Genomic DNA, 12,318 nt, shown 5'->3' on the forward strand with positions numbered 1-12,318 from the left:
TATGACACAACTAAGCACTATTTTCAGAAAACTCACGTTCCATAAAAAACTCAATCCCCCAAAAAAAAACCGACATCGAATGATGTCGGCTTCCGTCCAAATCTACACAAAACACATAAAACTTACCCCACAAACTTCCGTGCATTCCTGAACATGCGCATCCACGGCGAATCCTCGCCCCATGCTTCAGGGTGGTAGGACTGTTGCACGCTGCGGAACACACGTTCCGCGTGCGGCATCAGCACGGTGAAGCGGCCGTCTGGCGTGGTGACGGAGGTGATGCCTTCCGGCGAGCCGTTCGGGTTGTATGGATACGCTTCCGTGGCGGCACCCTTGTTGTCGACAAAGCGCATGGCTTTGGTGACCTGGGTGATGTCGCCCGTTTGCGAGAAGTCGGCGTAGCCTTCGCCGTGGGCGATGGCGATGCCGGCCTGGGTGCCGGCCATGCCGTTGAAGAAGATCGATGGGGAATCCATCACTTCGACCATGGCAAAGCGGCCTTCGAATTTCTCCGACTTGTTACGCGTGAATTTCGGCCAGGCGTGGGCGCCGGGGATGATGGATTTCAGATTGCTCATCATCTGGCAGCCGTTGCAGATACCCAAACCGAAGCTGTCGGTGCGGTTGAAGAAGCGCGCGAACTGTTCCGCCAGGCTGGCGTTGAACAGAATCGTTTTCGCCCAGCCTTCGCCTGCGCCCAGCACGTCGCCGTACGAAAAGCCGCCCACGGCGATGACGCCCTGGAAGTCGTCCAGCTTCACGCGGCCCGCAATCAGGTCGCTCATGTGCACGTCGACGGCCGTGAAGCCTGCCTGGTGCATGACGTAGGCCGTCTCGATGTGCGAGTTGACGCCCTGCTCGCGCAGGATGGCGACACGGGGACGCACGCCCGTGGCGATGAATGGCGCGGCGATGTTCTCGTTCTGGTCGAAGGTGACGATCGGCGACATGCCCGGGTCTTGCACGTCCAGCAGGCGGTCGTATTCGGCGTCCGCGCAAGCCGGATTGTCGCGCAGGCGGGCGATGCGCCAGCTCGTTTCGCTCCACAGGCGGTGCAGGTCGGCGCGCGGCTGGGTGTAAATCAGCTTGGCGTCGCGCGTGAATTCGATCACGTCGCGGTCGTTCAATTTGCCGATGATATGGCTGCAAGCGCCCAGGTTGAAGGTGCGCAGCACGTCCATGACGAGCGATTTTTCTTCCGCGCGCACCTGGATGACGGCGCCCAGCTCTTCGCTGAACAGGGCGCGCAGGGTCAGTTCGTTGCGGCGCTCGGCCACCTGGCCGGTCCAGTTCTTGGCGTCGCCCCAGTCGCTGGAGTGCTCGCCTTCCATGGTCAGCATGTCCAGATTGACGGACATGCCCGTGTGGCCGGCAAAGGCCATTTCCGTCAGGGTGGCGTACAGGCCTCCGTCCGAACGGTCATGGTAGGCCAGCAGCTTGTCGTCGCCGTTCAGCTTTTGAATGGCGGCGAAGAAGCCTTTCAAGTCTTCCGCGCTGTCCACGTCCGGCGTGGCGTTGCCCAGCTGCCCCATGACCTGTGCCAGCGCCGAGGCGCCCAGGCGGTTCTTGCCGCGGCCCAGGTCGATCAAGATCAAGGACGTGTCGCCCTGGTCCGTTTTCAGTTGCGGCGTGAGCGACTTGCGCACGTCCGTCACTGGCGCGAACGAGGAAACGATCAGCGACACGGGCGACGTGACGGATTTCGCCGCACCCGTACTCTCGTCTTTCCATGTCGTGCGCATCGACAGCGAATCCTTGCCGACGGGGATGCTGATGCCCAGCGCCGGGCACAGGTCCATGCCGACGGCTTTGACCGTGTCGTACAGGGCCGCGTCCTGGCCAGGCTGGCCGCAGGCGGCCATCCAGTTGGCGGACAATTTGATGTCGGAGATGTCGGCAATCGCTGCGGCGGCGATGTTGGTGACGGCTTCGCCCACGGCCATGCGGCCCGAGGCGGCGGCGTCGATGACGGCCAGCGGCGTACGTTCGCCCATGGCCATCGCTTCGCCCAGATAACCCTCAAAGCTCATGGTGGTGACGGCGCAATCGGCCACCGGCACTTGCCATGGTCCCACCATCTGGTCGCGCACGGTCATGCCGCCCACGCTACGGTCGCCGATGGTGATCAGGAAGGATTTGTCGGCCACGGTAGGCAGCAGCAGCACTTTTTGCGCCACATCCGTCAAGTCCATGCCCGTCAGGTCGATGGCAGGGAAATCGTTGGCCACGTGGACCACGTCGCGCTGCATCTTCGGCGGTTTGCCCAGCAAGACGTCCATCGGCATGTCGACCGGTTCGTTGCCCAGTTCCGGGTCGATCAGCTTCAATTGACGCTCTTCGGTGGCCACGCCCACGGCGGCGAACAGGCAGCGTTCGCGTTCGCACATGGCTTTGAACAGGGGCAGGCTTTCCGGCGCGATGGCCAGAACGTAGCGTTCCTGCGACTCATTGCTCCAGATTTCCTTCGGCGCCATGCCCGATTCTTCCAGCGGGATCTTGCGCAGGTCGAAAATCGCGCCGCGCTTGGCGTCGTTGGTGATTTCCGGGAACGCGTTCGACAAGCCGCCCGCACCCACGTCGTGGATGGAGATGATCGGGTTGTCCGCGCCCATTTGCCAGCAGGCGTTGATGACTTCCTGGGCACGGCGTTCCATTTCCGGATTGCCGCGCTGGACGGAATCGAAGTCCAGGTCGGCCGTGTTGCTGCCCGTCGTCATCGACGAGGCGGCGCTGCCGCCCATGCCGATGCGCATGCCCGGGCCACCGAGCTGCACCAGCAGGCTGCCGACGGGGATGTCGTTCTTGTGCGTGTGCTGCGCCGAGATATTGCCGATGCCGCCGGCGATCATGATGGGCTTGTGGTAGCCGAAGACGGCGTCCGCAGTGCCTGCTTCCTTCGCGCCGACGTTCTGCTCATACGTGCGGAAGTAGCCGCCCAGGACGGGACGGCCGAATTCGTTCGAGAACGCGGCGCCGCCCAGCGGACCTTCGATCATGATCTGCAAAGGCGAAGCGATGCGTTCCGGTTTGCCGTATTGCTCCGCATCCGTGCGGGAAGCCAAAGGCGCCGTCACGGAAGCGGCCGTTTCCCAGCTGCGCACGGCGTCCGGCAGGGACAGGTTCGATACGGTGAAACCCGTCAGGCCAGCCTTCGGCTTGGCGCCGCGGCCCGTCGCGCCTTCGTCGCGGATCTCGCCGCCCGCACCCGTGGAGGCGCCGGGGAATGGAGAAATGGCCGTCGGGTGGTTATGCGTTTCCACCTTCATCAGGGTGTGCGTCAGTTCGTTTGACGCCGCATATTCGTGCTTGTCGCCGCGCGGGTAGAAGCGCGAGACCGTCGCGCCTTCCATAATCGAGGAATTGTCGCTGTAGGCGACGACGGTGCCCTTCGGCTGCAGTTCGTGCGTGTTCTTGATCATGCCGAACAGGGACTTGGTCTGCGCCACGCCGTCGATGGTCCAGTCGGCGTTGAAGATCTTGTGGCGGCAATGCTCGCTGTTCGCCTGCGCGAACATCATCAGTTCCACGTCTGTCGGATTGCGGCCGGCCTTGGTGAAGGCGGCGTCCAGGTAGTCGATCTCGTCTTCCGACATCGCCAGGCCCAGCTCGACGTTTGCCGTTTCCAAAGCACGCTTGCCCTGCCCCAGCAAGTCGATCGATTCCAGCGGACGCGCTTCCAGGGTGCGGAACAGGTCCTTGGCGTCGTCCGCGCTGCGCAGCACGGATTCCGTCATGCGGTCGTGCAGCAGGTCGGCCACGGCCTGCACCTGCTCGTCCGTCAATTTGCCCGCGCCGATGGCGCTGCCCAGGATGCCCGATTTCAGGTTGATGCGGAAAGCGATGCCGCGTTCGACGCGCTTGATGTGCGCCATGCCGCAGTTGTGCGCGATGTCGGTGGCTTTCGAGGCCCACGGCGAGATCGTGCCGAAACGGGGGATGACGAAGAATTCTTCGGCAGCGCCTTCCGAATTGTCAGCGTGGGCCGGTTCGCCGTACGTCAGCAAGGCGCCCAGGCGCGTACTGTCGTCGTTGGTGAGCGGCGCGCTGGCATCGATGAAATGGACATAGCGTGCTTGCACGGCAACAATCGCAGGCGAAACGGCTTGCAGTTGGCTTAACAGACGGTGGCTACGGAAATGGGACAGGGCATTGGAACCCGGCAGTATCAACATGATTGGAAGGTGGTTGATGCAGCGTGGCTGCGGGTTAAAGGTAGGTATGACAATATCTTTCGTACGGCAAATTTCCTTTGCGCGCATTATACCCGTTTTACCCCTGCCTTATGACCGGAACTTGGGGCTTTGCTCCCCTTTTGCCCCGCAAAGCGGCCATTTTTGACGCGGCAACAACACCGCGGGCGCGCCTCAGGCGCCTCAGGCGATCACATAGCGGTTCTTGCCCTGGCGCTTGGCCAGGTACAGCGCTTCGTCGGCCAGGCGGTAGCTGTGGCCCAGGTCCTTGCCCCGGTCCAGCTCGGCCACGCCCACGCTGATCGATACGAACTGCGCGGCCAGGAAGCCCTGGCTGACGGCCTCGACCAGGGTGCCGGCAAAGGCGCGCACGGCCTCGCGGTCGCCCGCGTAGACGACGCCGAATTCCTCGCCGCCCAGGCGCCCGCACAGATGGCCTTGCGCCTTGTCCGCGATGATGGCGGCCGTGCGCACCAGCACTTCGTCGCCCGCATCGTGGCCCTGCTGGTCGTTGATGACCTTGAAATCGTCGATATCGATCATCAGGAAATACAGCATGCCGCCGTGGGGCGCGCCATGCATCTGCTGGGCCCGCTGCGTGAACATGCGGCGGTTGTTCAAGCCCGTCAAGCCATCCTGGAAGGCCAGCCGCGTCAATTCCACCTTGGAGTGATAGTTACGCAAACGCAATAAGCTGAAGCTGACATTCAGCGCCAGCCCGAACAGCACGCTGACGGCGATCATCAATGGCGCCCACGATTCGTCGGGCAAGCCCGCGTTCACGGGATACAGGCCGTGACCCACGTTCCACCACACGCCGGCCACCACGGCCAGGTAGCTGAGGCCGCCATTGAAGATGGAAGCGATGGCCAGGGTCATGAAGACGCCCACGGGCAAGACCCAGAAACTGGCGTGGTGGACGGCGTCGGCCATGGTGCGCAGGCCGAAGGTCAGGGTCAGCACGGCGCAGGCGCCCGTAATCGTCAGCACGGGCAAGGTGGTGCAGCGGTAGCGCACGATCAGGCTCGTCAGCATGCCCAGCAGCGCCAGCACGGCATGCGTCTGGTTCGGATGATAGGGTTCCGGCATCATCAGCCACGTCAGGCTGTAGGCGATGATGCCCAACAGCTGCGTGACCATGCCGACCCGGTGCAATTCCGCAAAATATGTGTGCTGCTGTTCGCTGTTGCCGCCGAACGCGAGGGGGACGGCGACGCGCCGCAGGGTATTGATGGAAGGAAGGCGCATCACGAAGGCTGGATTTTCTCTGGTAAGGGTGAAACGCCAGCGGTCACGTCACGGTGAAACTCTGCGTCTGCGCCACATCTGGCCCGTTTCCGGCCGATATGTTAATACAAATAGAATACCTGCTCCCTGCCGCCTTCGCAAGACGGATGTGCGTGCCCTCAGGCGATGACATAGCGGTTCTTGCCCTGGTGCTTGGCCTGGTACAGCGAGGCGTCGGCCTGCCGGTAGCTGTGCGCCAGTTCCGTGTCGCAGGCCAGTTCGGCAATGCCCACGCTGATCGACACGGCCTGTCCCGGATTGAAGGCCAGGTAGACGGCATCGACCAGGCTGGCGGCAAACTGGCAGACGGCGCGGCGGTCCCCCAGGTAGACGATGCCGAACTCCTCGCCGCCCAGGCGCCCGCACAGGTGGCCGCCGCAGGCGTCGGCGATGATGCGCGCCGTCTTGACCAGCACCACGTCGCCCGCATCGTGGCCCAGGGTGTCGTTGATCTTCTTGAAATTGTCGATGTCGATCATCAGGAAATACATCGCTTGCCGCTGCAGCTGCATTTGCTGCGTCAGTTCCGTAAACCGGCGGCGGTTGTTCAAGCCCGTCAATCCATCCTGGTAGGCCAGCCGGGTCAGCGCTTCCCTGGCGCGGAAGTCGCGCAGGCGCAACAGATTGAAACTGATGCTCAGCACGAGGCCAAACAGCATGCTGTAAGCGATCAGCAAATTCGCCCAGGCGGCGTGCGCCATGGCCGGGTCGAGCGGGAAATGGCCGTAGCCCAGTATCAGCCAGACTGCCGCGGCAACGATGAGATACACGACGCAGCCATTGAAGATGGGCGCCGCCAGCAGCACCATGAACACGCCCACGGGCTGCATCCAGAATTCCGCCTGGCCCGCCGCCTCCGCCAGCAGGCGGAAGCAATAGGCAATGGCGCACATGCCCACGGCGCCGCCCAGTTTCAGCACCCAGATGGCGCGCGCGGCCACATTGATGCCGATGGCCAGCACGATGCCGGCCAGCGCAGACAGCAGCGCGCCCCTGTCGAGCGTATTTACATGCGGAATAAAAGCCCACACGAGCAAGATACTGGCCAGGCCAAAGGACTCGCTGACGACGGCCATGCGGCGCAATTCGGGAAAATACTTTTCGGCATGCGCCCGCCCTCCGCCAAACAGCAGATGGTGCAGGGTCTGCCTGCGGGTCTCGTTCAAGTACATGGCGGTTTTCCTAGTGTCAGGCATGAGCGAACGCAAAAGGTTGCTTTTAGGATACCCCGCCCCTGCCCCGCCCGCAAGCGCACGCGGCTGCCGTGTCGCACCGCGCGCACGCGCCTGCATTTTGTTAGCGATTTGCACTGGCTTTGCAGTATGCTGGCAATTAATAATATTATTAGGCAACGTCGTCGCCCCATCGAGCCGCAGAGCCCTACACAGATGAACGAGAGCTGAACAATGCCAGAAACTAGCGACTTATCTGTCCTGATCGTCGACCCGAACCCCAGCATGCGGGGCAATCTGCACAATATGCTGAACCAGGCGGCCATCACCAAGGTGGAATATGCCGTCAATTCCGGCACGGCCATCCGCCTGCTGACGAAGAAACCGTTCGATATCATCCTGTGCGAATACGATCTTGGTAGTGGCATGGACGGCCAGGACGGCCAGCAATTGCTGGAAGACTTGCGCCACCACAAGCTGATCGGCCTGTGGACGATCTTCATCATGCTGACCTCGGAAGCCATCCACAGCAAGGTGATCAGCGCTGCCGAACTGACCCCGTCCGACTACATATTAAAACCGTTTACCGTCGATGTGCTGAGCGGCCGCATTGCCCGCGCCATCGAACGGCGCGCCGTTTTCCTGCCCACCTATCAGTTGATCGACAAGGGCGACCTGCGCGAAGCCGTGAAAAGCTGCCGCGCGGCCGAACTGCAGCATCCGCGCCTGGCGGCCGATTTCACGCGCCTGCGCGCCGAACTGCACCTCACCCTGGGCGAATGGAAGGAAGCGGAACAGCTGTACGCCGACATGCTGGCCACGCGGCCCATGGCCTGGGCCCACCTGGGACTGGCGCGCACCCTGTTCGAGCAGCAGCGCCACGAAGAGGCGCAGGATACGCTGCTGGAACTGGTGGAAGCCTATCCCCGCTTCATGGCCGCCTACGACCTGCTGGCGCAAAACCACGAAGCCATGGGCCAGCAGTTGCAGGCCAAGAAAATCCTCGAAGACGCGGTGGCCATTTCGCCGCACATGGTGCGCCGCTTGCGCCACCTGGGCGGCATCGCGTTCGACACGGGCGATATCGGCGCGGCCGAACGGGCCTACAAGCAGGTCGTCACGAAAGCCAAATACTCGGAATTCCGCGACCCGGAAGACCACGTCAACCTCGTGAAAACGCTGGTCAAGAAAGGCGACGCGCCGCAGGCCAGCGGCGTGCTGCGCGACATGGAGCGCTCCTTGCGGGGCGGCGCCAACGTGGAAGCGTGCCGCGCCATCTCGGCCGCCATGCTGCATGAATTGTCGGGCAACGACATCGCCGCCGCCAGCGAACTGCAGCTGGCCGCCGCCGCCCTGGACACGGCGCGGGGCCTGTCCACGCAGCTGAAGGTGGGCCTCGTGCAGAGCTGCCTGAAAAACAATCTGGAGCAGGCCGCCTCCGACGTCATGATGAAGCTCGTCAACGAGGCGGACAGCGAAGTGACGATGGAAGCGGCCGTCGACGTGTTTGAAAAGGCGGGCCGCCACGACCTGGCGCAAGGCATGGGCCAGCAGATCACGAACCAGGTGCAGGAACTGATGCAGGATGCGGCCAGCAAGTCGGAAAGCGGAGAGCTCAAGGGCGCCGTCTTCGTGCTGCGCCAGGCCCTGCGCAAGACGCCGGGCAACCTGCCCGTGCTGTTCGCCTCCGTCGACGCCATCCTGCGCCAGCTCAATATGCTGGGCTGGGAAGCGCCGCTGGCCGAACAGGCGCAGCACCAGATGCAGGTGATCCGCAAGATCGACCCCAAGCATCCGAAGCTGGAATCGCTGAAGCAGCAGTATGCGGCCACGCAGCACAAATACGGTATCGCCACCTGAAACTGCCGCACCCCGTGACTGCCGGGGGGATGCGACGTAAACGGAAGTGGTTTGTTCCCAAAATCGATGCCGAGTCGATGCCGGCGAATTTTTCTACAACATATTGCGCAATATATTGTATGCTGGAGTTTCACCGAGGGAGGGAATATCAGAATGCGCCATCACCTGTTTCTGCTTCATACGCTGTCGGCACTGTCCATCATGTGCGCACCGAGCGCTTTTGCCGAGGCGCCTGGCATCTCGCGAGACGAAAAAGGCGCGATCATCGCCTCCCTCGACAGCACCTTGAATGCAAACTACCCATTTCCGGACATCGCACGAAAAATCAGGCCCGTGCTTCAGGAACATCTGAAAAAGGGAGCGTATGACTCGGCGACCACGAAGGCAGCGTTTGCGAGCAAGCTGACCGACGATCTCATCAAGGTCAGCGGCGACCTGCATTTCCTGGTGGCCACCGACCCGGAATGGATCGTGGAATTCAAGGCGAAGGCGAACCCGGCGCTCAAGGCCGGGATACGACGAGAAGAAGCGAGCCGGCTGGAAGAAACCAATTTCGGTTTCGACGAGGTCGCCCGCCTGACGGGAAATATCGGCTATATACGCTTCAGCTATTTTGCCGATCCGGAATTTGCCCATGATACGGCGGCATCCGTCATGCGCTTCGTGGGCAATACGGATGCCGTTATCATCGATTTGCGCTACAACAATGGCGGACACCTGGAAATGGCGCAATTTCTAGCGAGCTATTTCTTCTCCAGCGAAAAAGACCAGCTGCTCTTCGACTACTATTACAACGAGGATGGCAAGCGCATCCAGCGCGGGCAATGGGTGCTGCCGGGCTTGCCGGGCAAGCGCATGGTGGACAAGCCCGTCTACATCCTTACCGGTTCCACGTCGTTTTCCTCCGCAGAATGGTTTTCCTATGCGATGAAAAAGCTCGGGCGAGCCACGCTGATCGGGGAGCGGACGGCCGGTGGCGCGCATCCGGTGGCGCGCAAGCCGCTCAACGATGATTTTTTCGTGCAAGTGCCGATCGGCCAGATCCAGGATCCCGTTGACCATGGCGACTTCGAAGGCGTCGGCGTGCAGCCCGATATCGCCAGCCCCTCCATTCGCGCGCTGCCTGTGGCGCACAAGCTGGCGCTTGAAAATCTGGCGAAGACCGATGACGCCAGGCGCACGGAATTGGCCTGGATGCTCCCCGGCTTGACGGCCGCTATCGAGCGCCCGCACATCGATGCCGCGATGTTGACGAACGCCGCCGGAAAATATGAAGGCCGCCAGCTCATCCTGGACAATGGTGTTCTCTACTATCTCTGGCGCGACCGCTTCCGGGTCGCGCTTGAGCCCATAGGCCCCAACCTGCTCGCGGTGGAAGGCGTGTCGGATTTTCGATACCGCCTCAATACCCTGGATGGAAAAGTGACGGCGCTGGAGCGCGTGAACAAGGATGGCAGCATCCAGAGGTACCAGCGCCTTGACTAAGAAAACGCATTCCCCGGCCGCGATCGATGACGCCGTGTTTCTCGGCCGCGCTGTCGAACGGCTGAGCGTCCTGATCGCCGAACAATCCAGGATAGTCTTCGATACGATGGGGATCGTCATCCCCGTTCGTTCGTGTTCGCTGATGACTGTTCTTGCAACGCTGGGCGCGGCTTCCGCATCGGATCTGGCGCGCGAACTCGGACATTCGCACCAGCTGGTCATGCAAAAAATCCCCAAGCTGCTGCGCCTGGGCCTCATACAGTATCGCAACGATGACCATGATGCGCGGCGGCGGATATTCATGCCCACGGAGGAAGGCTTGTCGCAGCTTGCGAAGTTCGAGCAATGCACGGTGCTGATACGGGAGGCCTATGCCGGCCTGTTTGCCGAGGTGGGAGACGTCAGGCAATTCGTGGATAGAGCCACCGATGCGCTCAACGAGAAGCCGCTGGACAAGCGCATCAATTCCCCAGCTTGACGGCGGCGCCGGCAGGCCGTGGCTTTCGAGCCACCCGCCCCGGCCGCGATGGCGCCATGCCCCCGTGGAGTTAGGCTGGAAATTCCCCTTGCGTGTAGCTTTTCCAAAGGTTGTTAATAAATTCAACATCCAGCTTGTTCTTGCATGCCAGCGCGATCAGGCCCATATCGTCCGATACGTATGCAGCAAGATCAGCGTTTTTAGTGATTTGATAAACCTTCTTGTATGCCGCTTCTCTTACCTCCCTGACCGAGCCATCTTCAGGCGGGCAAGACGATGTTACTTTTTCATGGCTCATACTCCATGCATGATCAAATTCAAAAGAATCTCGTGCGTCTAATTTTGCATCCCAGTCGGTGTTTTTCTTGAAAATACGCTCAAGCAGGATATCGCCGCTGATTCTGGATAAAATCTCACTTGCCGTTGTTATCGCGCCATGCTCGATACTCACTTCAGTCGCCATTTTTCTACGCCCTTCATCAAGTCACCATGCTGTGATTGTAACGGTGAATCGCCCTTGCCAGCCCAGGCGCACGGCAAGGACAGCATATCGGGCTTGCGCGCATGCCATCGATTTCGCCGCTTGCCCGTCACTGTTGCGCTTTCATTTATCGCAAATCTGGAGCACACTATTTTTTGCAAGCGTATCGATTTGTGTGCAATTAAGATCCCAGGGATGCAGCACCGGTTGCCCATTCCACCTTGACCAGGGAAGCGCCATGAAAAAACAGATCATCCTCAACCTGCCCGTGAAGGACCTGGACAAATCCAGGGCCTTCTTTTCCGCGCTCGGCTTTACCTTCGATCCCCGCTTCAGCGGCGAGAACGCGGCATTCATGAATATCGCCGGCGACACCATCCAGGCCATGCTGACGGCCGAACCGTTCTTCCAGTCCCTGATCGACAAGCCGGTCGCGAATGCCCGGGAAGCCAATGAGCTCGTCATTTGCCTCAGTTGCGACAGCCGGGAAGAAGTGGACAGCCTGATCGCCAAGGCCGTCGCTGCCGGCGGCCGCACGCCGCATCCGCCAGAAGACCATGGCTTCATGTACGACCAGGGCTTCGAGGATATCGATGGCCACCTGTGGAACCTGGTCTGGACAGCGCCAGAGGCCTGACGCCGACCACATACTGTGCCCGCCGCAGGCCAATTGTCGGATGCGCGCAGCGTCATCCGGCTCCATGGGTGAGCGGCAGTCTTTATTTCCGGGCCACCCGCGCCACCACCAGTTCGATCAGTTCCGCGATCAGGGGACGGAAGGTGGCCGCGTTGCCGCCCTGCCCCAGCATCACGGTGCGCGTGGTCAGGTGCGAGAAGACGGCATCGAACAGGATCTGCGGCAAATTGGAAAACGAGGCGTCGGGCGCGATGCGCCCTTGCCCGCGCTGCTGCTCCAGCAGGCGCAGGATCAGCGCATGCCACACTTGCGGGCCGTGTTCGTACCAGGTCAGGCCCACGGCGGGCACGGCGGCCGCGCCCGTGACGACGAGGCGGTAGAAATCCACGTGGCGGGGGCTGGTGACGACGGCCACCAGTTCATCGAGGATCAATTGCAAGCCCTGTTCCAGGCCCGCTTGCGAGGTATCGAGCCGGCGCAGGTCGATGATGAAATCGGCGCACAGGTATTCGACCACGGCCACCAGCAACTCCTGCTTGCTGCCGAAATAGCGGTAGGCCGTGGCTTTCGAGCCGCCCGCCTCGGCCACGATGGCGTCCATGCTGACGCCGTCGTAGCCCGATTGCAGGAACAGGTTCGCCGCCGCCACCAGCAGCTTGCGCCGCCGCTCCTCGCTTCGATTGCTGGGGGAAGCTGGAACGGTGCGCAACTGGGGCATGAAGCAAACT

The 12,318-nt window shown here is 61.6% G+C and carries 9 protein-coding genes; 4 read left to right on the forward strand and 5 right to left on the reverse strand.

Features of this window, described 5'->3' with window-relative positions:
- Nucleotides 1-122: 122 nt before the first annotated feature.
- The 3 genes from purL to GCN75_RS13285 all read right to left on the reverse strand — a co-directional run bounded on the left by purL (nucleotide 123) and on the right by GCN75_RS13285 (nucleotide 6,649).
- The gene (gene purL / locus GCN75_RS13275; RefSeq protein ID WP_152282945.1) at nucleotides 123-4,172 is read right to left on the reverse strand and encodes a phosphoribosylformylglycinamidine synthase; all 4,050 of its coding nucleotides are present in this window, start codon (nucleotides 4,170-4,172) and stop codon (nucleotides 123-125) included.
- 201 nt (nucleotides 4,173-4,373) lie between these two features.
- Nucleotides 4,374-5,438, reverse strand: coding sequence for a GGDEF domain-containing protein (locus GCN75_RS13280; RefSeq protein ID WP_152282946.1), 1,065 nt, complete (start codon nucleotides 5,436-5,438; stop codon nucleotides 4,374-4,376).
- Nucleotides 5,439-5,596: 158 nt separating this feature from the next.
- Nucleotides 5,597-6,649: a GGDEF domain-containing protein gene (locus GCN75_RS13285; protein ID WP_193317494.1), complete on the reverse strand. Its 1,053-nt coding sequence runs from the start codon at nucleotides 6,647-6,649 to the stop codon at nucleotides 5,597-5,599.
- A gap of 234 nt (nucleotides 6,650-6,883) precedes the next feature.
- On the opposite strand from GCN75_RS13285, the gene GCN75_RS13290 reads away from it, so the two are divergent.
- The 3 genes from GCN75_RS13290 to GCN75_RS13300 all read left to right on the forward strand — a co-directional run bounded on the left by GCN75_RS13290 (nucleotide 6,884) and on the right by GCN75_RS13300 (nucleotide 10,472).
- The gene (locus tag GCN75_RS13290) at nucleotides 6,884-8,509 is read left to right on the forward strand and encodes a response regulator (RefSeq protein WP_152282948.1); all 1,626 of its coding nucleotides are present in this window, start codon (nucleotides 6,884-6,886) and stop codon (nucleotides 8,507-8,509) included.
- A gap of 153 nt (nucleotides 8,510-8,662) precedes the next feature.
- A complete protein-coding gene (locus GCN75_RS13295) occupies nucleotides 8,663-9,994 on the forward strand; it encodes a S41 family peptidase (protein WP_193317495.1) in 1,332 nt (443 codons plus the stop codon).
- On the forward strand, nucleotides 9,987-10,472 hold the full coding sequence (locus tag GCN75_RS13300; protein ID WP_193317496.1) for a MarR family winged helix-turn-helix transcriptional regulator: 486 nt from the start codon (nucleotides 9,987-9,989) through the stop codon (nucleotides 10,470-10,472). Before GCN75_RS13295 ends, GCN75_RS13300 begins: the two co-directional genes overlap by 8 nt.
- A 70-nt stretch (nucleotides 10,473-10,542) precedes the next feature.
- On the opposite strand, the gene GCN75_RS13305 is transcribed toward GCN75_RS13300, so the two are convergent.
- A complete protein-coding gene (locus GCN75_RS13305) occupies nucleotides 10,543-10,935 on the reverse strand; it encodes a hypothetical protein (RefSeq protein ID WP_226941365.1) in 393 nt (130 codons plus the stop codon).
- Nucleotides 10,936-11,191: 256 nt separating this feature from the next.
- Here GCN75_RS13305 and GCN75_RS13310 point away from each other — a divergent pair, with 256 nt between their 5' ends.
- Nucleotides 11,192-11,590 carry a VOC family protein gene (locus GCN75_RS13310; RefSeq protein ID WP_152282951.1) on the forward strand — a complete coding sequence of 133 codons (399 nt, stop codon included), beginning with the start codon at nucleotides 11,192-11,194 and terminating at the stop codon, nucleotides 11,588-11,590.
- 82 nt (nucleotides 11,591-11,672) lie between these two features.
- Here GCN75_RS13310 and GCN75_RS13315 read toward each other — a convergent pair whose 3' ends face one another.
- Nucleotides 11,673-12,308: a TetR/AcrR family transcriptional regulator gene (locus tag GCN75_RS13315; protein ID WP_152282952.1), complete on the reverse strand. Its 636-nt coding sequence runs from the start codon at nucleotides 12,306-12,308 to the stop codon at nucleotides 11,673-11,675.
- Nucleotides 12,309-12,318: the final 10 nt, after the last annotated feature.

It is taken from the genome of Janthinobacterium violaceinigrum (assembly GCF_009208555.1).
Classification (GTDB): Bacteria; Pseudomonadota; Gammaproteobacteria; order Burkholderiales; family Burkholderiaceae_D; genus Janthinobacterium; species Janthinobacterium violaceinigrum.

Bases quoted from the DNA above. Each gene is read 5' to 3' on its own strand.
- purL (WP_152282945.1), bottom strand. From the start codon at position 4,172: ATGTTGATACTGCCGGGTTCCAATGCCCTGTCCCATTTCCGTAGCCAC.
- GCN75_RS13280 (WP_152282946.1), bottom strand. From the start codon at position 5,438: ATGCGCCTTCCTTCCATCAATACCCTGCGGCGCGTCGCCGTCCCCCTC.
- GCN75_RS13285 (WP_193317494.1), bottom strand. From the start codon at position 6,649: ATGTACTTGAACGAGACCCGCAGGCAGACCCTGCACCATCTGCTGTTT.
- GCN75_RS13290 (WP_152282948.1), top strand. From the start codon at position 6,884: ATGCCAGAAACTAGCGACTTATCTGTCCTGATCGTCGACCCGAACCCC.
- GCN75_RS13295 (WP_193317495.1), top strand. From the start codon at position 8,663: ATGCGCCATCACCTGTTTCTGCTTCATACGCTGTCGGCACTGTCCATC.
- GCN75_RS13305 (WP_226941365.1), bottom strand. From the start codon at position 10,935: ATGGCGACTGAAGTGAGTATCGAGCATGGCGCGATAACAACGGCAAGT.
- GCN75_RS13310 (WP_152282951.1), top strand. From the start codon at position 11,192: ATGAAAAAACAGATCATCCTCAACCTGCCCGTGAAGGACCTGGACAAA.
- GCN75_RS13315 (WP_152282952.1), bottom strand. From the start codon at position 12,308: ATGCCCCAGTTGCGCACCGTTCCAGCTTCCCCCAGCAATCGAAGCGAG.